Below are 22,246 nucleotides of genomic sequence, written 5' to 3'. Positions count from 1 at the left end.
ATGGAATCTTTAATTATGAGAAAAGAGAGACATACAATTTTTTATGATAAAAGTGACAAGGACGATATGTTATGAAAGCATCAGATCTATTTATCAAAGCATTGGAAAATGAGGGTGTTGAATATATATTTGGTATTCCCGGAGAGGAGAACCTGGACCTTTTAAATTCCTTGCAGGACTCCAGTATTCAATTTATTTTGACCCGTCATGAACAGGGTGCAGGTTTTATGGCTGCGACCTATGGACGACTCACGGGGAAAGTCGGTGTATGTATGGCTACACTCGGACCGGGTGCAACCAATCTCGTAACGCCTGCAGCGTATGCCAACCTCGGAGGTATCCCCATGTTGATGATCACAGGTCAGAAACCGATCAAAAAAAGCAAGCAAGGGCGTTTTCAGATCATAGATGTTGTGCACATGATGGAACCCATTACAAAATGTTCCAAACAGGTGGTCAATGGCAACAACATCGCTGCCGTGCTTCGTCAGAGCTTTAAATTAGCTGTACAGGAGAGACCGGGCGCAGTACATATTGAGCTGCCTGAGGATATTGCAAGAGAAGAAGTGGATGAACAACTCTTTCCTGTTCGCAAAACCTATTATCCGATCGCCAGAAATGAAAGTTTACAAAACGCTTTAAAGATGTTATATGAGGCAAAAATGCCGCTGGTCCTCATCGGGGCAGGAGCAAACCGTAGGTGCATCGGTTCTGCGATGAAAGAGTTTATTGACAAACTCGGTATACCGTTTTTTATGACCCAGATGGGGAAAGGGGTGGTGAGCGAGTTCCATCCTTTATACCTGGGAACAGCGGCACTCTCTGAGAATGATTATCTCCACTGTGCGATAGACAGAGCGGACCTGATCATCAATGTCGGACATGATATCATCGAAAAACCGCCATTTATAATGAGACAAGGAGGCACAAAGGTCATACATATCAATTTTTCACCTTCCAGTGTAGATGATACCTACTTTCCTCAGCTTGATGTGACCGGAGATGTGGCTCGTAATTTAAACTCTTTGACACAACTTACCCAAAAACAAGAACACTGGGATTTTACATACTTTATGCGCATAAAAGATCAATCACAAGCACATATTGTGAAATATTTTAAAGATGAAAGATTTCCGATCCTGCCGCAACGAGCACTTAAGGATATTAGAGATGTTTTACCCAAAGACGGTATTTTAACTTTAGACAACGGTATTTATAAAATATGGTTCGCACGCAATTATAAATGCTATTTACCCCATACGCTCTTGCTCGATAATGCATTGGCCACGATGGGTGCAGGGCTGGCTTCTGCAATGGCTGCCAAGATCGTTCATCCTGACAAGAAAGTAATAGCAGTCTGTGGAGACGGTGGTTTTATGATGAATGCCCAAGAGTTGGAAACTGCTGTACGACTGGAGTTGGATCTTGTCGTCATCATTTTAAATGACAGTGCCTATGGGATGATCAAATGGAAACAGGAAGGGATGGGATTTGATCATTTTGGATTGGATTTTAAAAATCCAGACTTTGTCCAATATGCCAAAGCGTATGGTGCCATGGGGTACAGACCGACCTCCTGTGATGAATTCGGTTCCATTTTAAATGATGTGATCGACCGTAAAGGTGTACATCTGATCGATCTGGCGGTAGACTATAGTTTGAATCATGCCATTTTAAATGAATTACTCAAAAATAAAACGTGTTTGACATAAGTTGTAAACCATAAAATAGATCAATAATTTTAGGAGTGGTTAGTATGAATAGTATTAAAGTAAAGTCACCATTTGACGGAAAGGTATTAGATGAGATATCCCTTTCAAATGAGGAAGATATTGATCTGGCTTTAGATCGTGCACGAAAAGTGTATGAAAGCCAGGAGATGTGGTTGCCTAAATATGAACGTATCGCTATTTTAGAGAAAACGGTCGAAATCATGAGCCGCCGCATAGAAGAACTCACTCTTATAGCAGCCAGTGAAGGCGGTAAACCCTATATGGATTCAAAAGTTGAAGTAGAACGTGCCATTAATGGTGTAAAACTTGCTATTGAACATATAGGTGTTTTTGAGGGGAAAGAGATAGCCATGGGTCACACAGCAAGTTCTGTGAATCGTATTGCCTATACTATGAAAGAGCCTATTGGTGTGGTTGCCGCAATTTCAGCATTTAACCATCCTTTAAATCTTGCTGTACATCAAACAGTTCCAGCTATAGCAGTTGGATCGCCTGTTATTATTAAGCCATCAGAGTCTACCCCTATGTCCGCCATTAATTTTGTCAAAATTTTATATGAAGCAGGATTACCTAAAGCGTGGTGTCAAGTCGTGGTCTGTCACAGAGAAGCAGCGCAATATCTCGCTACAAGCCCAAAGATAGACTATTTAACCTTTATTGGTTCAGGTACTGTTGGATGGTACCTTAATTCAAAAGTCTCTCCAGGTACGCGTGTGGGCCTCGAACATGGAGGTGTCGCACCTGTTATCGTAGAAGCTGATGCCGATATGGATGAATTGATCCCCGCTTTGGCCAAAGGTGGATTTTATCATGCAGGCCAAGTCTGTGTCTCCGTGCAACGTATCTATGTCCATGAAGATATCTGTGATGAAGTGGGTTTAAAATTAGCACAGGCAGCGCAAAAGCTGATCGTTGGTGATCCTCTGGATCCCAAAACAGAGGTAGGACCACTCATTTCACACACTGAAGTCAATCGAATAGAGTCTTGGGTAAATGAGGCGATTTCCGGAGGGGCAAAAGTACTTTGTGGAGGTAAATGTATTTCTAAAAGCTGTTTTGAACCCACAGTACTTTTAGATCCACCGCATGATGCCAAGGTAAGTACTTCAGAAATTTTTGGTCCGATTGTCTGTATTTACCCCTATAGTAATATTGAAGATGCTTTTAAAAAAGCCAATAGCCTTGAATACTCTTTTCAAGCAGCAGTATTTACTAAAAATATTGATACTGCCTTGCTGGCGGTTAAACGTCTCAACGGTACTACAGTGATGGTAAATGACCATACGGCATTCAGGGTCGATTGGATGCCGTTTGGTGGGGCTAAAGTATCAGGTTTGGGACTGGGTGGCATCCCTTATTCAATGGAAGAGATGAGTAAAGAGAAATTGATGGTGATAAAATCTTCAGTTTTATAAGTACCATTTTACTTTTACACATACAGTACACATAGCTTGTGTATTGTAAATCATACCAAATAAAAAAGAGTTATTATGTTGAGAAAAATACTATTAAGTTTGTTTGTTCTAACATCACTCTCTATGAGTGACGAAGTTACAAGTAATAAGGCACTTAGCTTTTCATATAACGATACATCCCTAGCATGGGGACCCTGCCCTGCATTTCTCGGTGAAGCATGCCAGATCGCCGTACTACATGGTGATCCTGCCAAAGAGAACCTGGATATTTTCTTTAAAGTACCAGCTGATTATGCAATCCCGCATCACTGGCATACCTCAGCAGAACGCATGATACTGGTATCAGGGAAGATGACGGTTACCTATGACAACCAGGAGAGTGAACTGCTCACAAAAGGTATGTATGCCTATGGTCCATCCAAACATCCACATACAGCCTATTGTGAAAAAGGTGAGGAGCCGTGTGTACTCTTCATCGCATTTGAAGAGCCTATCGATGCTTTTGAAGTGATCAAAGAGACTAAAGAATAGATCTCTTGATCCCATTCTATACATACCTCAAGAGAGTAAACAAGAGTGTGCGACTGAACTTTCAATCAAGAGTATTGTCACTATTAACTTTTCAAACCACACTAAGTATTCATCCAATATGAGATTCATGGTCATCTCTCAAAACAGATGAGAAGAGATACTAAAACAAAAATGTTGTAGTATAGTGTAACGAAAAGGAGTTCTATTGTTCCGTCTGTTTCCTCTCATATTTGTCAGGCTTATTGGTTTCACTGCATTGTTACTGCTACTAACTGCCTGTTCCGTTAAGTCCCGTACCTATGAAGCTCCAAGTATTGAAGAGTATCAATATGCAAAAGTTGCAGGGTATAAACATATACGCTACTGGGGTGACAAGACAGCACAATATACCTATACAAGAGCAAATATCAAAAGACTCGGGGCCAATAAAAGTTTTCGTAAAAGAATAGATATACTTGCTCTTTCTGGCGGTGCTGAGGACGGTGCGTATGGTGCAGGTTTTTTGAAGGGATGGAGTGAACGCGGTGACAGACCTGAGTTTACTGTGGTAACCGGTATTTCGACCGGTGCAATAATCGCTCCTTTTGCATTCTTGGGACCAAAGTATGATAAGGTAATACAAAAGCTCTATACAGAATCCTCTCAAAAAAACATCGTCTTATTATCACCAATAGAAGCACTCTTCGGTGCTTCTATTGGTGATACAGCACCACTTAAAAAGATCCTTGCTGAAGAGATCAATGAGACTTTCGTAGCAGAGTTGGCAAAAGAGGCAAAAAAGGGACGTTTGCTACAGATCGGTACCACCAATCTTGATGCGCAGCGTCCGGTGGTTTGGGAGATCACTGAAATTGCTTTAAGTGGCCGTCCGGATGCACCAAAACTTATCAGAGATATCATGTTGGCTTCAGCTTCCATTCCGGGAGCTTTTCCACCGGTACTCATAGATGTAGTGATCAATGGAAAAAGACATCAGGAAGTACATGTGGACGGTGGTGTAACCAGACAGATATTTGTCTACCCTCGTGATCTGGATATTCGAAAACTGCAGCGTATGTTACATATGAATCCTCGAAAAAATATGTGGCTGATACGCAATACCAAAGTAGACCCTGAGTATAAACCTGTTTCTCTTTCACTCTCTGATATTGCAGAGCGGTCATTTTATACTTTGACAAAATACCATGGTCTGGGTGACCTGGTCAATATCACCTCATTGGCCAAACGTGATGGATTTCATGTACATATTACCAATGTACCAAAAAGTTTTGATCTACCTTTAGAAGATTTTTTTGACCAAAAGTATATGAGAGCATTGTATCAAGTTGGGTATGAAAAGGGACGTTCAAAGTCGGCTTGGCAAACAACACTTAAATTTTGAATATCAAGCCTTTTTTGTATTTAGTCTAAAATATTGTATACTAAATAATGCATTTGTAAGCACTATATATAAAGTCAAATGTGAGTCATACCAGTCATTCGTATCTATGTGATGCAGATCATCAATTTAAGAAAAGTTTGAAAGCATCTCGCATTATCCCAGGAGGATAAGTTGACAGATTTTGGTAGTTGGACATTGCCATGGATAGTATCTGCTTTCACTGTCGTGGTGCTCATTATAGGGTGGTTCGGTATCAAAATGACCAAAATTGCCCGTGATCTGGCTCAAAATACCGGATTAGGTGAAGCACTCATGGGTGCACTCTTTATTGGCGCATCCACATCATTGTCAGGCATAACCACATCTGTCTCCGCTGCGGCTTCAGGTTATGCAGAGCTTGCAGTGAGTAATGGGTTGGGAGGTATTGCTGCGCAAACTGCATTTCTTGCCCTGGCAGATATCACCTATAGACGTGCGAACCTTGAACATGCAGCTGCATCAGCTGAAAACCTTTTTATGTCCGCCTTCCTTCTTACACTGTTGGCCATACATGCATTAGCACTATCAGTACCATCATTTAGTATCTTCGGCGTCCATCCGGCTACCATTATTCTGATCATGATCTATATCTTTGGAGTACATCTTCTGGCTCGCACACATGAAACCCCGATGTGGCTTCCCAAAAAAACAAGAGATACTTCATCAGAACCCGAAGAGAAAAGCAGTCGTCATGGACGTCACATCTGGAAACTTTGGATACGATTTACCATCTATGGTACCATAGTTGCTTTAGCCGGTTGGTCACTTGCCCAACTAGCCATACCTCTTGGAGCAAAAGCAGAATTATCCAATGGGATCGTCGGTGGTATATTTACAGCTGTCTCAACATCTATTCCTGAACTTGTCGTCGCCATTACTGCCGTGCGTATGGGTGCACTGAATCTAGCCGTGGGGGACATTATCGGCGGCAATGCCTTTGACACACTTTTTATTGCTGCATCCGATATCGCTTACCGGGAGGGACCGATCTATGCTGATATCTCATCTTCAGAGCAGTTCTGGCTTGCCAATTCTATGTTGATGACTGGTGTACTTCTTATGGGACTAATATATCGTGAACGCCACGGGCCAGGGAACATTGGTTTAGAAAGTGTCGTTTTACTTCTTCTATATTTCGGAGGGGTTATAACCCTATCTTTAGTAGGATAAAAGTAGTGTGAGGCACAGAGTTTTGTGGATGATAAGCTATAATATGTCATATATTAACAAGGAGATTAGAAATGGTCAATTTCACTTATCAAAATCCCACACGAATCGAGTTTGGAAGAGGCAAAGAAAAAGAGATCGGTGCGTATATCGCTGCAGAGAATATCAAAAAAGTGCTTCTTACCTATGGTAGTGACCGTATCAAAAAAGAGGGTCTTTTCGACACTGTTGTAGCCAACCTTGAAGCAAATGGTATCTCATTTGTAGAGCTGGGAGGGATCGTCAGCAACCCGGTACTCTCAAAAGTGTATGAGGCAGTAGATCTGGCAAAAGAACACAGTGTTGAAGCCATACTCAGTGTCGGTGGCGGTTCTGTACTGGACAGTTCCAAGGCTATAGCGGCCGGTAGTCTTTATGACGGAGATGTATGGGACTTCTTTATCGGAAAAAGTGTGATTCAAAAGGCACTGCCTGTCTTTGACATTATTACGCTTGCGGCAACGGGAAGTGAAATGAACACTTATGCCGTGGTTACGAATGAAGCAACAAAGCAGAAATTCTCTATTGCTTCACCCTACCTCTATCCAAAAGTATCCGTCATCAATCCTGAACTTCAAAAATCGGTCTCTAAAGAGTACCTGGTCTACTCTGCTTCAGACGTCATCGCTCACTCTATCGAGGGCTACTTTACTGCCTCGTCACATCCGGATATCATTGCTGCTTATATCGAAGCGAACATTGCCACCGTCATGAAAACCACAGAAACACTTCTGGCAGATCAGGATGACTATAACGCACGCGGGGAGTTTGCATGGGCAGCGACCCAGGCTTTAAATGGTACAACATATCTGGGAGTAGAAGGGTACAGTTTTCCAAACCATATGATCGAGCATACGCTTTCTGCACTCTTCAATGTGCCTCATGGTGCGGGTCTTTCTGTCGTCATGCCCGCATGGATGAAATGGTACGTCTCACAAAATGAAGGGCAGTTCGAACGTTTTGCCCAGAAATTGTTTGGATGTTCCAGTGCTATGGAGGGCATAGCAGCACTGGAGTCATGGTTCAACAAAGTTGGTACACCGACCAGACTTTCACAACTCTCGATCAAAGAGAGTGATATTGATGCAATCGTGGAGAATGCTTGCGAACATGCTCAAGCTTTCGGGTTGGCAGAAACGTATACCAAAGAGGTACTAAAAGAGATTCTTGAAAAAGCATTGTAGGCTTTGATATACTTTAAATAGTGAGATATGCAATAAAAGAGTATTTTCTTCCTTTGCTACATAGGAGACAGATATGAAATATAAAATCTTAGGCATTGTTATTCTAGTTACGATAGCGATACAATTTGTACCCTACGGTAAAGACCATTCTAATCCACCGGTAGTTGCGGAACCGAAATGGGACAGCCCCAAAACAAAAGAGTACTTTGTTCGAGCGTGTGCAGATTGCCATAGTCACAAAACAAAATGGCCCTGGTACAGCAATATCGCTCCGATATCCTGGTTAAACCAATATGATGTAGAGGAAGGCCGTGAACATTTTAATGTCTCTATGTGGGGTGTACAAAAGAAGAATGAGGGAGACGAAGCAAAAGAAGAGTTCCAAGAGGGAGAGATGCCGCCTTGGTTCTACATTATTGCCCACCCTGATGCCAAATTATCGGAAAGTGAAACAAAAGAGTTCATGAAAGGGCTTGCAGCAACATTTGGTGAAGAAGATGATGAGGACTAGCTTTTAAAACAGAGGGTTTGAACACTAAGTTAAACCCCTTAAGTACCTCCTAGACTTAAAACCTTACAATTTTAATCCAGATACAATCCTGCACACACAATGATCATTTTCCCATCAACCATCACTCTTTTGACATATGCAGACTTATGTGATTTCTCTACGTCACCTGGTTTTGGCCATGGATAATCAACCCAGCCACTGCCTTCTGTTTTGGCCACGTTGATAAATTCCCTTACAAAATAGTTTCCCTTGGTATCCTTATAGTCGATCACATTGCGCCCTTCTAACTTTGGAAAAGCTGCATTCATTAACTCTACACCATTTTCATCTATGACAAAGACATAGGTATCCTGATAACTATACTGGCTTCTTTTGCTTCTTAGCGTATCAAATGCCTTAAGACCATCCTGTTCGATCAGCTTCGAAGCCGAATCAACTGCATCTACAATAAAAGACCTTTGTACAGGCATATCATAGGCACCGCTTCCGATAAGAAATAGTTGTCCAGAAGGGCTTTTTACCTGCATGACATAGGTACTTTTCCAACTTGGTTCCAACTCACCGGGTTTTGGCCAACGGTAATGTATCCACCCTCTTCCCGCTTTGGATGAAGCAACTTCAATCATCAGTTCGCCAATCGGTTTTTCATCAACATCTTTAAGGTCACGCACATTTTTACCCTCACCTTGTACATTAGGCGGATAGACATACCGTAATCCATTCATATCCCAGACATAGATATATTGATCATCATGGAACCACTTTGTTCCCTTTTGTCTGAATGCATGAAAGGCTTTATCCCCTTTTTCTTCTATCAGAGCAGCAGCACTATTTACAAACGCTTCAATTGTTACTGCTTCTTTTGCATGCATGACACTTCCAACCATACCTATCAACACTATGAACTTCATAATACGTACTATAAAATGATGCATATCTATCCTTTCCCAACTATGACCTCATATATTACCAGATAACAATGTACACTTCCTAGTATAGTATACCTACATTATAAAAAAGTTGTCAGAGTCATTTTTTGGTATGATTGAAAAGTGTCGATCAGATACGATAAAGTCATTTTAGAGAGGTTTTATTTTTTGCTGGGTTTACTGTTGTTTTGTAAGGTAAAAGAGAGAAACTACGCCCAATACTATGAACGGGTTCACAGCGATACACAGCCCTGCAAGTATAAATAATTTTTTTAGCATCCGGGATTGTACTTAGTTATCTTGAAAGTAATTTGAAGTTAAAATAGAGAAGGCTACTACTTTAAGCAGACCCCTATGATAGATATTATGATTTTACCGAAACCTTACTACAGAATGTTGACATCCTTTGCTTATAAGATTCAAGTGTCGCAGCTGCCAATTCATCATTTCTCATGGTAGACTCATAATGTTCTACTTTCTCTGTGAACATTTTACAGAGTCTGGCATTTTCATTTGATTCAGCAGCTTGAAGCTCTGCCTCATTGGTAAAAAAACCACCACTCATAGCAAACGTGCTTATGAAAGCCAACAGTATTAATTTTTTCATTTGTCACCCTTATATAAATTATTAGTTAATATAGAAATTGTAGCAAATGAATCTTAAGATAAAATAAACATATAGTTATAATTATTATAAGTAATAACTATATAATAAAGTTATCATCTATTTTCTCAATCTTGGCAAACAGCAGCGTTTATACTTCAATCCGCTTCCACAGATACATTTTTCGTTGTTGGTAAATTTTACTTTATCTTCATAGATCTCACCATCGACATATTTATACATATCATTGATTTTAATAAAAGTGGATCTTTCATGATGGACATGTTGTACATGATCGAAGATATAGTAGGCTTTAAACTCAACGATATCATCGCTGAACTCGATGATATCCAAATGCTGCCAAAAACTGTTATCTGCCCAGTCCTGTATAAATTTGAGCTCTTCATCACTCCATGTGTGATCATGCGTTGTCGCTTGAAGATAGTTCACATCACCCAGACAGTAGGCACTATAGCGTGAGCGCATAAGACTAAGTGCCGTCGTTGCCGGCTTCTGCACTCTTAAAATAGGTTCACAACATTCCGAAAAATCTAATCCGCTTTTACAATAACACTTCATCCTCTTCACCTTAAATCCTCTAGTATCTCTTGACCACCCGTGACAGTGGTCCATAGGAGACAGCATCATACCATAAAATCGATATAGAGATTGAATGTACGATATATTCTGGCCTTTAACATCAAATTGTAAGATGTATACTCTAATATAAACTTAGTATACTACACCATCATTGGAACCAATACTTCACCGAGAGGAGACACTTATGCCAAGAAATAAACATTTACCTCTGAATAATATCTTCATACCTTCTATTGTCCCTTCTCAAAAACTTATGATCATTCTGCATGGGCGTGGGGATTCAGCTCGCGGCTTTACCTTTTTGCCACCCTACCTCAACATGGACGATATGAACTACCTTTTGCTGAATGCTCCCTATAGTTACTACGGAGGATACTCATGGTATGATCTGCCGCCCAACCAGTTAGAAGGTATTAGACATTCAAGGGCTATACTAACAGAGATCTTTGATACGCTTTTTGAAGAAGAGTTCAATGCTGAGGAAAGCTTTCTGTTCGGCTTTTCCCAAGGTGCATTACTGACCTTTGAATTTGGAGCCAGATATGAAAAAGTGCTTGCTGGGTACATAGCGGTAAGCGGGTATATATATGATGCCGATACCCTTTTACAAGAGATGAACCCAAGGGTCAACAGCTCCAATTGGCTCTGTACACATGGAACATATGATGAAGTACTCCCTTTTCATACATCAAGATCACAGATCACGACATTGCAGAATGCAGGGTTTGAGGTAGAGTTTAAAAGCTATCCCAAAGATCACACCATTTCCGAAGATGAACTCAAAATGATAACTGAATGGATAAAAAGTAAATAAGAGGATCTCATGATGCACACACAGGCGTTAGAAAAAATAGCTTTATGCAAGAAAAAGAGACTCAAATACCTGGACCTAAGTCATCTTGGACTGACCGAGATCCCTTCAGAGATAGCTGCACTCACTTGGCTTGAAACGCTTTCCCTCTCCCATAACCATATCTCTGATATTACCCTACTTTCATCACTGACAAAACTGCATAAACTATCGCTCTCGCATAACAAGATCTCTGACCTTAGTCCTTTGATGTCCAATGAAAAAATGAAATTCCTTTTTATCCAGGACAATCGCATTACTGATATTACATCTTTGCATCACCTCAAGAGACTCAAAAAAATAGTTGCCCATACCAATCGCATACAGCATATTGAAACTCTAGCATGCTTGCCTGAGCTTGTCTATTTGGATATGAAAGAGAACCCTATCCAAGACGTAAAAAGCATTGATACTTTCGGCAGCCTGCTTGTAGTGAAACTATAAAGCCATAATCAAACGACACTACACATGTTTCACCAGGTCAAACGCAGCAGTGACAGCACCATCCAGGTACCCACCTTCTCTTAAGGCACTCTCTGTACCTGAAAAGATCAGCCTGTCACCAAAATGTGTTGCACTGAATCCATACACAGGGTGCTCACGCAGAGGCTCAGTATCAAGAGGTGTTGATGTATAGGGCTCTTTTTTCCAATCTACAAGATGAAAGTTGGAAGGCAGAGCAGCTTTGCTTCCATAAAGTCGTGTAAGTTGTTGTATGACTTCTTCTTCAAAATTGTCATACTTTGCATAACTGTGTACAAAACCAAAGAGTGCTGCTTTGTCCTGTGTACAGGCATCATGTATCTCACCCAAAGGTCCCAGGTGTGAAACAGCAAAACCGCTTAACCCCTCTTCTCTCCAGAATGCATCAGGATACTCGATCACACACTTGGCAGCATATCCCATCCATGTGGGTATCTTCTGCAGCTGTGTATGAAGTGCATCGGGTAATACAGGTGAGTATGCGATGCTTTCTACAGCTAAACGCGGGGGAAGTGTTGAGATCACTATATCCGCCTCATAGGCTTTATCTACTGTTTGAACCACGATCCTTTTATCCGAATGTGTTAAAGAGTGTACCTTTTGATGAAGGTGGACAGGGGTTTCAAGTCTCTTTTCCAAGGCCATGACTAGTTGACTGATACCGCCTTTGATACGGTAAGAAGGCGCAGTTTGTGAAGGTCTAAAGTGTTGTACCCCTTCAGGTGCATCATACGTGGCAAGCCCCTGGGTATATTGTGAAAAAAGTTCCAAACCCAAAGTCTCTATCAGATTTAAAATGTTCTTTTGATGGGGCCAGACCCACGATGGTCCCATGTCATGCCCCGCTATCCCCATGATACGTCCACCTGTACGATCACGTGCTTCCAGGATCGTCACATCATATCTCTCTTGAAGCAGCACAGCACTAGTTAGTCCACTCAGTCCTGCTCCGATGATCACTACTCTCTTTTTCTTCATTTTGTCATTGTAACCAATGATCATGAGAGAGAGTTAAAACAAAGAGCAATGAGACGATTCTTATTCAAAATATGCAGCGGAATAAGTTATAATGATAAAAAGGAGACACGATGAAGCAGATAAAGATATGGGGTATATTATGTGTACTGATGTTGGCTACAAATATACTAGGTGCAGAAACAAAACGTTATGAGATCCAATCAGCTATCATTGAATATGCTACCGGCAGTAGTGGTAATATGATGGGGATACAAACCCAGACAGAGGGCAAAAGCAAAATTGTTTTCAAAGAGTGGGGAAAGGTAGAATTACGTGAAGAGAGAACCAGATCCGTTATCATGGGGAAAGAGGCACATACCCGTCAGACCACAAAGATCGACCATGATAGAGTCTATATAGTGGATTATGAACAGAAAATTATCCATCAGTATAATCCTATGGCTTTAAATCACTCTCAGTACAAAAACATTGCCAAAAATGCTCAAGAGATGATACGCTCCATGGGCGGTGCAAAGACCGGTGAGGAGACCGTATTGGGCTATGATTGCGAAATATGGGAAACACAACAGATAAAACTCTGGCTCTACAAAGGAATCATGCTGAAATCCGTAACCACTATGATGGGGCTCACACAGACAACAGAAGCCATGACTATTCAGATGAATATTCCTGTTTCGGATGAAGATCTGAAACTACCTGATTTTCCGATCAAAATCATGCAACAGGGCGACCCTACACAAATGCCTCAATTGACCCCTGAACAAATGCAGCAAATGCAAGAGATGATGAAAAATTTCACCCAAAAATAGAAGGAGAGAGACTATGAAAAATGTACTGATCATCAACGGACATCAAAGATATGACAAGGTTGCAGAAGGGAGGTTGACAAAACTCTTTGTAGACACTGCCGGCGATTTTTTTACCCAACATGGATTCAATGTGAAAGAGAGTATGGTTGAAGGTGCCTATGATGTCCAGGATGAGCTTGATAAACTTGCCTGGGCGGATTATATTCTATTTCAGTATCCTGTTTTTTGGATGGGCGTACCCTGGATCACTAAAAAATACATCGATGAAGTTTTCTCTGCAGGTATGAATACCGTTACCTATGTCAGTGATGGGAGAAGCAAAGATGATCCTTCTAAAAAGTATGGCAGCGGCGGACTGATGCAAGGTAAAAAATATATGTTAAGTCTCACCTATAACTGTCCGGAGAGTGAATTTGACAACAAAGAGGGTTTCTTTGACGGCCTCTCTTTGGATGAAGCCAATGTTGCCACACATAAGCTCTTTCAGTTTTGCGGTGCAGAACCGTTGGAAACGTATGCGATACATGATGTATTTAAAGAAAATCTGGATGTGGATGCTGCGCTCAAACGCTTCAAAGATACACTGGAAAGAAATTTTATGACCAGCAGATAGATATCTCTTTTTGCTACATCTCTTTGGGATGTAGCCCTACTATGCTCTTTTCATCTCAACCAAAAGTATATGTACATCGCTCAATGCTTCAACATGCAGATCTTCGTCTGAAACCTCGGCGGCATCCCCCTCTTTACACTCTATGCCATTGATCTTGGCGTCACCTTCCATGAGTTTTACATAGAGCTGTCTCTCTTTGCCCAGTTCAAAGATAAGGGTTTTGTTTTGATCTAACTCCGAAACATACATATTTGCATCCTGATAGATATTGATGATGTCAGGCGTACCTGTCGGGGCTATAAGATGTAGCCATTGATTATGACGTGTTTCAGGGTCAAAGACCTTTGATCCATACTGGGGCTGAAGACCTTTAGAGTGTGGGAGTATCCATGTCTGTATGAGATGCACTTCTCTATCGCCTTCATTCATTTCAGAGTGTGTGATGCCGGTACCTGCGCTGAGATACTGCACAGAACCGCGTCCCAGACTCTCTTTATTTCCCATGCTGTCTTGATGAGTCAGTTCTCCGCGTATCACATACGTGATGATCTCCATATCTTCGTGCGGATGGGTACCAAAACCTGTATGGGGCTGGATAATGTCATCATTCATGACACGCAGTACACCATAATGCATATTATTCCGATTATAATATTCTGAAAATGAAAAATGGAACCTGCTTTTCAGCCAGCCATGATCCGCTGTATAAAGTCTGTCAGTAGCTATATGAGTCGTCAAAGAAACTCTCCTCTAAATAATCCCAGAATGGTTTTCCTTTTATATCATTTTTTTCTTCATAGACCAAAGTGGTTTCAATGTCATTCAGATATCTATCATAGACCGTCTCTTTTTCATGCTTCAGCGGTGTCTCACAATGACATGTCTGATACCATTCCAGTGTCTCAGGACCAGTCATCAATGCTCTTTGCATCGCATTGACGATATACGAACCCTCAGGCTCTACATCGGCAATGCTGCCATCGGTGAGTGCCGTAAAAAAAGCCTTCATTTTCAATTTATCGATCTTCGCTTTAACCTTATATAACATCTCAGCTCCTTTCACCTGAATTATGTATCATATCAAGCGCACTGTGTACTATATATGTAATCATTGTATAATGCCATCACATTATCCTAAGGCAAACCATGAATATCACCTACCAACTCACACAAGAGGAATACCTACAGGCAGTCAATTTACATCATAAAAAAGGCAAAAGGCTCTTCATGCTTGCCATGTATGTCATATTGGCTACCCTCATTGTAATTGTCGGGACCGACTTTTCAAATAGCCGTGAGATCATCACCAATATGATCGCTGCATTTTTTTCGATCTCTTTTTATATACTTTTTGTACGTATGCTTTCTGCGTATCAGGCCAAAAGCATCTATCAAAAAAGTACGACTCTTCCCAATGAGGTCACGCTGCATATCTCAGGTAAAGGTATCAAGTTAGATAAAAAGAGTAATAATGCTTCCATGCCGTGGCATACATTTTCTCAGTGGAAAAATGATGAGAGATTTTACCTTCTCTATACAAATCCCCGCCAATTCAATGTGATTCCGGCCCGTGCTATGAGTGAAGCACAGAAAAAAGAGCTTGACGCGTATCTGAAAAAATACATTTCCCAAGATTAACTATATCATCGGGATGGCCCATTTCTTGTAGTATGCGACCAGTCTAAGTACTATCCCCGCTATAAACACCATGATCATCGAATAATAAGAGATCAATTCGTAAAGATTTAATATATAGAGTGTCAAGCCTATCAGAAGTGCGATCGTCCCGTAAAACCCTGTCTTGAGTACAAAAGGGATCTCATTGATGATCACATCTCTGATGATACCTCCTCCTACTGCCGTTACAAATGCTAAAGCCAAAACACCTGTAAGATTCAGTCCCGCTTCTATGGCTATCAGTGCACCCGTAATGCTAAAAGAGATAAGTCCTATGGAATCGCTCAGTATAAAAAACGGTTTATTCTCTATACTGTCTCTTTTGTTGAATCTAAATACGATCAGCAGGATCATGACGATAAGGATGGTAAGTGCAGGTACATTGTGTGTAAAGGTAAAAGGCATTTTATCTACAACGACATCTCTGATGATCCCCCCGCCCAGTGCAGTAAGAAATACAGAGATCAACGTACCCAGAAAATCAAGTTGATTTCGTACAGCCACAAAAAAACCCGAACTGGCAAAAGCGATAATACCGATATACTCCGCGATCTCAAACATATAGTGCAGCCTTCTCTATCAATTTCAAGATCCTTCTACTAGTTGGAGACACAGGAATTTCCCCGTGAACCCCATTTGACGATGATGCCGTGTCTGTCTGTCTCAAGATAGAGTTTACAGGTCCGCTGAACAACATCCGTACCATAACCAAACGTACCGTAACCACCATGATAATATGGCCAATGTCCATACCCCATGGACATTGAAGGATAACTGTATATCCTAGATCTTTCATAGACATAGACTTTGTTTTTATTTGGCAGGATATAAGTACTGTCAGGATATCCTATTTTCTGAATTAAATCATTGATATCCTGTCCTACCCACGCATTGTACTTGTTGACAAAATTCTGATGTGTGGCACACCCCTGCATGAACAAGAATACCATTGCCAAAAAAGAGAGTTTGAAAAAATATTTCATGACCTATTCCTTTCTACATTAATCAATGTATGGATTATTTATCATAGTATACACTCTAAATGTAATAAATGTGTAATTTCATAGAGGAATTCATCTTTTAAGGCTTTGAGCGTTTCATTATGAGAGTTTTTATACGCTATTCGAACCCTATAAGGCACAACACTCTTCTGAACCCGTGCTGCAAACGACCCATAATTTTTCGTTGGTACAGATAACGGTGTTTTAGTAAACGTACGGATTGAATGGGTCTATAGATGATATGTGATAGCGTGGAGAGCTATTCTTTGTAAGTATGCGGCACCAGCCTTGAGTCCTGTCCCTCGTTTTTTCTAAACTCCAATTCTCTTGGATCGGATCTCATAACATGAAGAAACATAAAGACATATCCGCCTACCACGACAAACAAAACGACAAGAGAGAATGATATAACAGAAAAAAGGTCCATAGTGACTCCAAATATTGAATGAATTATTCATTCTAGCGTATTCTCACAAAAATTACAAACTGACGTTTCATGGGAACATCCCAAAACACTATATTGAAAACGTGCGGAGAATATTATATAGAGGGGAATTACGTGCACATTTGGCAGAAACTGCCAAATGATTAGGAAAGATTAGCGGTAAGCTATTTGGTCATTCTAAATCTAGGCAGGTTTAAAAAATCAAACTTTTCACATAAGAGATTGACATCATCATCTATAGATTCACCGATGAATATCATAATCGACCGTTCTGGATAGTTCTCTAGCTCTTCGTATGAATCATTACCGAATGAGTAGTTTATCACGATAGGGTTTGGAACATCTTTTGTTTTCACGACACCTTTCACCCTGTAAATGCTTTTTGGAAGTGATTTTAACACTGCATCGACATCGGAAAATGCAATATCATCTTTTAAATAAACCACCTTTTGGGTGATTGAATCTTGTGCCGTATGGTCAAGACGTTCATAATCTTTTGCCAATCCGATGATCTCATCGACTTTGTAGACACCCTCAAAAACTTCTTTATGGACGATACCCTGTTGGGCATGATTGATCACATAGTTATTAAATATCTTTTTACCTGTAAGCGTATTCTTGATATTGTATTTTTCTTTGATCTCGATCACTTCTTTCTTTACGGCTTCCAATTCATCGTCGTTCACCAAGTCGGTCTTATTGAGTACAAGGATATTCGACCCGCCGATTTGGTATTTAGCCGTTGAATTCTCTTTATAGGAATCAAAGTTTTTAGCATCGACAACACAAATGACACCCTCAACAGAGATACCAAGGTTTTGAAGCGATAAAAAGATAGGAAAAGGCTCAGATGCCCCTGAGGTCTCAACAAATATGATCTCAGGACTATATTTATTCATGATTTCGATCACACCGCTTTCAAACTCTTGTGCCAATTGACAACAGATGCACCCTTCTGAAATTTCAAGTACTTCACTGTGTACATTCTTCAAGATATTACCATCGACGCCGATATCGCCAAATTCATTTACGATAATAGCCACTTTTTTATCAGAAAAGTGTTCTTTGACTGTATTGGTGAGCATGGTGGTTTTACCAACACCTAAAAATCCCGTAAGTATAAATGATTGTATCATGTCTATGTGCCTTAAAAATTAAATTGTAATTGAGTGGATGTTTTGTAAATTCGTAAGATATCGTAAATAGAGTTAAAGTAACAACTGTGCGCAATGCACAGTTGTAAGATTTCGTATTATTTTTTTGGAGCTTCCAACATTTGTTCGAAACCTACTTCTTTACACCATTCAGCAGTCAAATCGAATGCTGCAGATGCAGTGTCAAGGTTTTTCTGGATCAGATCCATTTTCTTTTTAAACTTTTTCTCAATAACTGAGTCAAGTGTAGCTGTACCACCTGAAGCTGTATACTTTTTAAGGAATCTGTCTTTAATACCTTCTTCAATAGCAGGTTTACTAACAGTACCTAGAGCACCGAACAGTGCACCTAGCATTGCCATGTTTGTAGCAAGCTCAGTACCAGCTTGATCGATAGCAAATTGTGTAAAGTCTTTAGTAAGAACTTTTACATTTAAAGAGTCAAGGTACTGTTTATCTTCATCAGTTAAAAGATCTATATCAGAGTTGATAATAACAAGACCATTCTCTTTAATACCAGCGTAAAAAGGCATAGTATATGATTTACCCATAGTAATAACTTGTGGGTGATAGATCATAACGATATCAGGGTAGATAACTTCCCCTCTATCATAGATAGGCACTGTACCGATTCTTGTATAACTCTCAGATGGAGCCATACGTTTTTCAGCACCAAAGAATGGGTTAGATACCGCATAGTAACCTTCTGTGTCCGCTGCAGTAGCTGCGATATGTGCCGCAGTAACTGCCCCTTGCCCACCTAGAGCGGGCATTCTGATTTTAATTGAATCTTTTGCCATTATAAAAGTCCCTCTTTTTTACATTTTTTCAAGTATTCTTCTGCTTCTGGTGAAACATGTTTGTAAGATGCAAATCTATCTTTATCTTGATCTTTCATTTCACCAAGTCCTTCATTTGCACTTAGTCCAATCTCAAGAATACAAGGTGTATAGATATTGAGGTAAGTCGGTCCGATTTCTCTAGCAACCAAGATCGCTTCTCTAACTGCTTTAGCTACTGCTTTTGGTGCAGAACCAGTCATGTTTACAGAGTAGTGACAACCAGAAGTTTTAGCAAGTTCCCACATTGGTACTTTTTCAAACTTTTTACCAGTCGGTGCCATTTTAAATACTTGACCTTTAGCCGTCATACCAGACTCTTGACCACCTGTGTTTGCATAAACTTCGTTATCAAAACAGATCGTTGTGATCTTTTCTTGTCTAAAGAATGACTGAAGTGTATAGTCAAGACCGATATCAACAGTCGCACCGTCACCCGCTAGAACCACAACGTCTTTTTGCGTGTCCGGGAATCTCCACTCTAATACTCTTTTGATACCAGATGCAACGGCATTTTGGTTACCAAAGAGTGAGTGTACTGTATGAAGTGCAATGTGTGGGAACATCAAAGATGTACAACCAGTTGAGTTTACGATAACTGTATCCTCAGGCTTAGGCAATGCAGAAAGTACATATCTTAATGTAGCCGCTTCAGGACAACCCGCACATAAAGAGTGCTCTTCAAGCAACTCTTTTGTCTCAGGAAGTTCTTTAATACCACGTGGTTTCTCTTGATTTTGAGCCCATGTTGCATTTTCCTCAAGATCAATGATCTCTTGTGGCATAATGTCTCTAAATTCAGGATTAATTTTATAAATATCTAATGCCATATTATGCTCCTTTTCCTGGGTTTACTACTTCCATAACTTCTTGGATAATAGCTTCAGCAGGTAAACTCATACCACCCGCAACTCTTGGTCCTGCATGAATGTTAACATCAACTTTTCCATAAAGCTTAGCTTTAACTTCATTTGCTAACCAACCAACAACGTTGAATTCTGGAACAAATACATGCTTAACACCTTTAAGTGCTTCTTCGAGCTCTTCTTCTGGGAAAGGTCTGATCGTTCTTAGCTTGATAACTTTAGATTTGATACCAAGTTTCTCTAGCTCTCTTTGACCCTCTTTTGCTTGGTTAGAAGCAGTACCACAAGTAACAAATGCGATTTCAGCATCTTCGTTACCAGTAACATGTACCAATCCTTTAAGTAGGTGTCTAGCGTATCTCTTAGATCTTTCAACTGCAGATCTGATCTCCCACTGCCAAGATGCATGTGTAGCATAAGAGATATAGTTAGACTTCATAACAAATGGATCTCTTAGGAATCTTCCTGGAGGCATCTCAGAGTCAATTGGAGGTAGTGGAGCCGCATATGGATCATATGGATGAAGTGCAATATCATCTTCTGGTAGTTCAACAGCTTCACGAGTGTGAGATACAAAGAATCCGTCTACTGCTGTAATAATTGGAACGTGAACATCAGGTTGCTCTGCAACTGTGAACGCTGCCAATGACATATCAAATAGTTCTTGTACGTTCTCAGCATACCAGATCATACATCCAGTCTCTAAAAGGTATTGTACTTCCAAGTTGTCTGGCTGAATAGTAAGTGGGGAGTTAATACCACGTGCCATCAGTACCAGTTGCATTGGAGCTCTTGTACCTGACCACTGTGCAAAGTTTTCCATTGCTCTAAGTGTACCAGGACCTGAAGTAGTTGTAATTGTTCTAGCACCTGCCATTGAACAACCTGCAACCTCAGACATTACACCAAATTCATTTTCACCACGGAAATAAACACCAACATAACCTTCAGCCCAAAGTTCACCAATAAGGTGCGCTGCTTCAGATTGTGGTGTAATTGGGTATGATACAGAAGCATCAACCGTTGCACGTTTAACAGCTTCTTTTAAAACCTCAGAACCAGTCATAAAGTGCTTAGTTCTAGGAGCTTCAAAAAGCATATGGTCTATAGAAACTAGTTTTTGTCCAGACCAGTTGTGTGTTTTAGTCATATCAGTAATTTTACTCATTCTTATCTCCTACTTTCCCAACTCAGCTTTTACTTCTTTAGCGATCTTGATGAATTTTTCAAGTTCGTGAGAGTGCTGGTCTCTTAATGTAGCCATTGCATCTTCATGCCCTGACAAACCACAGATCGCGATCGTATAACAATCCGTCTCTGCTCTTACAATTTTTAATGCAACGTTTGCATAGTGACAATGAACACCAATGAAGATTGCTGCTTTAATGTTATTATGCCAAATTGTTAAGTTCGGGTGATTCGGGTTGATCTCAACTTCAGCATCGATTTTTGGATACTTTGGTCTGTAATCATACATTGGGATCATTTTAGCGTTAAGAACATCTGCCATCTCTTTGATAAGTGTAGCTTTTTTCTTCGCTTCTTCATTCCAACCATATAATACTTGTGGACCAGGGAAAATAGTTGCATTTTCACTTGTCAACATCACTCTTGCAACTTCTCTCATTGCAGTTTCTTCATCAACCACATCTTCCAACAAAAGTGCTTTTCCTTCTGGTGGTGTGATTACACCTTCATACGTAGCCGCAGGATACGGTGAATAATACGCAGGACCTTGGTTTGCCATAACTTCTCCTAATTAAAAATTTAAATTAAATCTAGACTCTAGACTTATTCTTCGTGACCAGCCATTTCCATCGTAATACAATTACGATCAAGCATATCAGAACAAACGTACACACAAAGTGCACACCCTTTACATCTGTTTTCATCTACCCAAGATGTGTTTCTGTCTTTATCGAACATAAGCGTATTCGCTTCTGGACAATATAGTGTACACGTGTTACATTTATATTCAGCACATTTGTCTGCATCGACTTTTGCTACATAATACATTTTAACTCCTTTACTCCATGATGTTTAAACATATATCTACAATTAGAAGATCATATTCAATCATCCTAACCAATAGATTAGAAATGGAACTTCAAATAAACTTTACACAAAAAAACCTTAATATTACATATTAGTAATATTTATATATAGGTAATATTTATGATAAATTTTTTATCAACTTCATTCATATGTTTTCAAATGGGAGTTTACTGTAAAAACCTTTGACTTATCTTATAATTTATAGAAAATATGAGTAATATAATAATCAGTTATTTATAGTTATAATCTGTTTAGATCTATTTACACCTACATTTCTTCACATCACTGCTTTCAAAAGAATTGTCTCCATTACATTATATAGGGTGAAAATATACTGCATCTC

Annotated in this window: 26 protein-coding genes; 12 read left to right on the top strand and 14 right to left on the bottom strand. The window is 40.1% G+C overall.

Annotation, left to right across the window (positions count from 1 at the left end; all coding sequences use genetic code 11):
• Nucleotides 1–71: 71 nt before the first annotated feature.
• The 7 genes from MN086_RS03875 to MN086_RS03845 all read left to right on the top strand — a co-directional run bounded on the left by MN086_RS03875 (nucleotide 72) and on the right by MN086_RS03845 (nucleotide 8,000).
• Complete coding sequence (locus MN086_RS03875) at nucleotides 72–1,712, top strand: acetolactate synthase large subunit (RefSeq protein WP_248576743.1); 1,641 nt, start codon at nucleotides 72–74, stop codon at nucleotides 1,710–1,712.
• A 44-nt stretch (nucleotides 1,713–1,756) separates the two neighbouring features.
• Entirely contained in the window at nucleotides 1,757–3,148 is a 1,392-nt protein-coding gene (locus MN086_RS03870) for an aldehyde dehydrogenase family protein (protein ID WP_248576742.1), read from the top strand.
• 75 nt (nucleotides 3,149–3,223) lie between these two features.
• A complete protein-coding gene (locus MN086_RS03865; protein WP_248576741.1) occupies nucleotides 3,224–3,679 on the top strand; it encodes a cupin domain-containing protein in 456 nt (151 codons plus the stop codon).
• A gap of 205 nt (nucleotides 3,680–3,884) precedes the next feature.
• A complete protein-coding gene (locus MN086_RS03860; protein ID WP_248576740.1) occupies nucleotides 3,885–5,060 on the top strand; it encodes a patatin-like phospholipase family protein in 1,176 nt (391 codons plus the stop codon).
• Between the two features lie 171 nt (nucleotides 5,061–5,231).
• Nucleotides 5,232–6,269: a sodium:calcium antiporter gene (locus MN086_RS03855; protein WP_248576739.1), complete on the top strand. Its 1,038-nt coding sequence runs from the start codon at nucleotides 5,232–5,234 to the stop codon at nucleotides 6,267–6,269.
• A 71-nt stretch (nucleotides 6,270–6,340) separates the two neighbouring features.
• On the top strand, nucleotides 6,341–7,489 hold the full coding sequence (locus tag MN086_RS03850; RefSeq protein ID WP_248576738.1) for an iron-containing alcohol dehydrogenase: 1,149 nt from the start codon (nucleotides 6,341–6,343) through the stop codon (nucleotides 7,487–7,489).
• 73 nt (nucleotides 7,490–7,562) lie between these two features.
• The gene (locus MN086_RS03845; RefSeq protein WP_248576737.1) at nucleotides 7,563–8,000 is read left to right on the top strand and encodes a heme-binding domain-containing protein; all 438 of its coding nucleotides are present in this window, start codon (nucleotides 7,563–7,565) and stop codon (nucleotides 7,998–8,000) included.
• A gap of 71 nt (nucleotides 8,001–8,071) precedes the next feature.
• Here MN086_RS03845 and MN086_RS03840 read toward each other — a convergent pair whose 3' ends face one another.
• The 3 genes from MN086_RS03840 to MN086_RS03830 form a co-directional block, all read right to left on the bottom strand.
• Nucleotides 8,072–8,935 carry a cache domain-containing protein gene (locus MN086_RS03840; RefSeq protein WP_248576736.1) on the bottom strand — a complete coding sequence of 288 codons (864 nt, stop codon included), beginning with the start codon at nucleotides 8,933–8,935 and terminating at the stop codon, nucleotides 8,072–8,074.
• A gap of 358 nt (nucleotides 8,936–9,293) precedes the next feature.
• Entirely contained in the window at nucleotides 9,294–9,536 is a 243-nt protein-coding gene (locus MN086_RS03835) for a hypothetical protein (protein ID WP_248576735.1), read from the bottom strand.
• A gap of 117 nt (nucleotides 9,537–9,653) precedes the next feature.
• Nucleotides 9,654–10,112, bottom strand: a complete 459-nt coding sequence (locus tag MN086_RS03830; protein ID WP_248577080.1) for a YchJ family protein — start codon at nucleotides 10,110–10,112, stop codon at nucleotides 9,654–9,656.
• Nucleotides 10,113–10,317: 205 nt separating this feature from the next.
• Here MN086_RS03830 and MN086_RS03825 point away from each other — a divergent pair, with 205 nt between their 5' ends.
• Together MN086_RS03825 and MN086_RS03820 are read left to right on the top strand one after the other, a co-directional pair.
• Nucleotides 10,318–10,947, top strand: a complete 630-nt coding sequence (locus MN086_RS03825) for an alpha/beta hydrolase (RefSeq protein ID WP_248576734.1) — start codon at nucleotides 10,318–10,320, stop codon at nucleotides 10,945–10,947.
• Nucleotides 10,948–10,956: 9 nt separating this feature from the next.
• On the top strand, nucleotides 10,957–11,427 hold the full coding sequence (locus MN086_RS03820) for a leucine-rich repeat domain-containing protein (RefSeq protein WP_248576733.1): 471 nt from the start codon (nucleotides 10,957–10,959) through the stop codon (nucleotides 11,425–11,427).
• An 18-nt stretch (nucleotides 11,428–11,445) separates the two neighbouring features.
• Here MN086_RS03820 and MN086_RS03815 read toward each other — a convergent pair whose 3' ends face one another.
• A complete protein-coding gene (locus MN086_RS03815; protein ID WP_248576732.1) occupies nucleotides 11,446–12,444 on the bottom strand; it encodes an FAD-dependent oxidoreductase in 999 nt (332 codons plus the stop codon).
• A gap of 110 nt (nucleotides 12,445–12,554) precedes the next feature.
• On the opposite strand from MN086_RS03815, the gene MN086_RS03810 reads away from it, so the two are divergent.
• Both MN086_RS03810 and MN086_RS03805 read left to right on the top strand, forming a co-directional pair.
• The gene (locus MN086_RS03810; protein WP_248576731.1) at nucleotides 12,555–13,253 is read left to right on the top strand and encodes a DUF4412 domain-containing protein; all 699 of its coding nucleotides are present in this window, start codon (nucleotides 12,555–12,557) and stop codon (nucleotides 13,251–13,253) included.
• A 13-nt stretch (nucleotides 13,254–13,266) separates the two neighbouring features.
• Complete coding sequence (locus MN086_RS03805; protein WP_248576730.1) at nucleotides 13,267–13,866, top strand: NAD(P)H-dependent oxidoreductase; 600 nt, start codon at nucleotides 13,267–13,269, stop codon at nucleotides 13,864–13,866.
• Nucleotides 13,867–13,905: 39 nt separating this feature from the next.
• Here MN086_RS03805 and MN086_RS03800 read toward each other — a convergent pair whose 3' ends face one another.
• Both MN086_RS03800 and MN086_RS03795 read right to left on the bottom strand, forming a co-directional pair.
• On the bottom strand, nucleotides 13,906–14,604 hold the full coding sequence (locus MN086_RS03800; RefSeq protein ID WP_248576729.1) for a pirin family protein: 699 nt from the start codon (nucleotides 14,602–14,604) through the stop codon (nucleotides 13,906–13,908).
• The gene (locus MN086_RS03795; protein ID WP_248576728.1) at nucleotides 14,582–14,914 is read right to left on the bottom strand and encodes a hypothetical protein; all 333 of its coding nucleotides are present in this window, start codon (nucleotides 14,912–14,914) and stop codon (nucleotides 14,582–14,584) included. Before MN086_RS03795 ends, MN086_RS03800 begins: the two co-directional genes overlap by 23 nt.
• Nucleotides 14,915–15,012: 98 nt before the next feature.
• Between MN086_RS03795 and MN086_RS03790 the strand changes: the two genes are divergently transcribed.
• Nucleotides 15,013–15,504 carry a YcxB family protein gene (locus MN086_RS03790; protein ID WP_248576727.1) on the top strand — a complete coding sequence of 164 codons (492 nt, stop codon included), beginning with the start codon at nucleotides 15,013–15,015 and terminating at the stop codon, nucleotides 15,502–15,504.
• Here the strand turns inward: MN086_RS03790 and MN086_RS03785 are convergent, their stop codons facing one another.
• The 8 genes from MN086_RS03785 to MN086_RS03750 all read right to left on the bottom strand — a co-directional run bounded on the left by MN086_RS03785 (nucleotide 15,505) and on the right by MN086_RS03750 (nucleotide 21,864).
• Entirely contained in the window at nucleotides 15,505–16,104 is a 600-nt protein-coding gene (locus MN086_RS03785) for a trimeric intracellular cation channel family protein (protein ID WP_248576726.1), read from the bottom strand.
• A 38-nt stretch (nucleotides 16,105–16,142) separates the two neighbouring features.
• A complete protein-coding gene (locus tag MN086_RS03780; protein WP_248576725.1) occupies nucleotides 16,143–16,526 on the bottom strand; it encodes a hypothetical protein in 384 nt (127 codons plus the stop codon).
• A 627-nt stretch (nucleotides 16,527–17,153) separates the two neighbouring features.
• Nucleotides 17,154–18,125, bottom strand: coding sequence for a GTP-binding protein (locus MN086_RS03775; RefSeq protein WP_248576724.1), 972 nt, complete (start codon nucleotides 18,123–18,125; stop codon nucleotides 17,154–17,156).
• Between the two features lie 116 nt (nucleotides 18,126–18,241).
• Nucleotides 18,242–18,943: a 2-oxoacid:acceptor oxidoreductase family protein gene (locus tag MN086_RS03770; RefSeq protein WP_248576723.1), complete on the bottom strand. Its 702-nt coding sequence runs from the start codon at nucleotides 18,941–18,943 to the stop codon at nucleotides 18,242–18,244.
• Nucleotides 18,943–19,812 carry a thiamine pyrophosphate-dependent enzyme gene (locus MN086_RS03765; protein ID WP_248576722.1) on the bottom strand — a complete coding sequence of 290 codons (870 nt, stop codon included), beginning with the start codon at nucleotides 19,810–19,812 and terminating at the stop codon, nucleotides 18,943–18,945. Before MN086_RS03765 ends, MN086_RS03770 begins: the two co-directional genes overlap by 1 nt.
• Before the next feature lies 1 nt (nucleotide 19,813).
• Nucleotides 19,814–21,016, bottom strand: a complete 1,203-nt coding sequence (locus MN086_RS03760) for a transketolase C-terminal domain-containing protein (protein ID WP_248576721.1) — start codon at nucleotides 21,014–21,016, stop codon at nucleotides 19,814–19,816.
• 9 nt (nucleotides 21,017–21,025) lie between these two features.
• Nucleotides 21,026–21,595 carry a carbon monoxide dehydrogenase beta subunit family protein gene (locus tag MN086_RS03755; RefSeq protein WP_248576720.1) on the bottom strand — a complete coding sequence of 190 codons (570 nt, stop codon included), beginning with the start codon at nucleotides 21,593–21,595 and terminating at the stop codon, nucleotides 21,026–21,028.
• 44 nt (nucleotides 21,596–21,639) lie between these two features.
• The gene (locus MN086_RS03750; RefSeq protein WP_008242080.1) at nucleotides 21,640–21,864 is read right to left on the bottom strand and encodes a 4Fe-4S dicluster domain-containing protein; all 225 of its coding nucleotides are present in this window, start codon (nucleotides 21,862–21,864) and stop codon (nucleotides 21,640–21,642) included.
• Nucleotides 21,865–22,246: the final 382 nt, after the last annotated feature.

It is taken from the genome of Sulfurovum sp. XGS-02, from assembly GCF_023213175.1.
Classification (GTDB): domain Bacteria; phylum Campylobacterota; class Campylobacteria; order Campylobacterales; family Sulfurovaceae; genus Sulfurovum.
The sequence above is the reverse complement of the archived record's forward strand: the minus strand, read 5'-3'. Positions and strand labels throughout refer to the sequence as shown.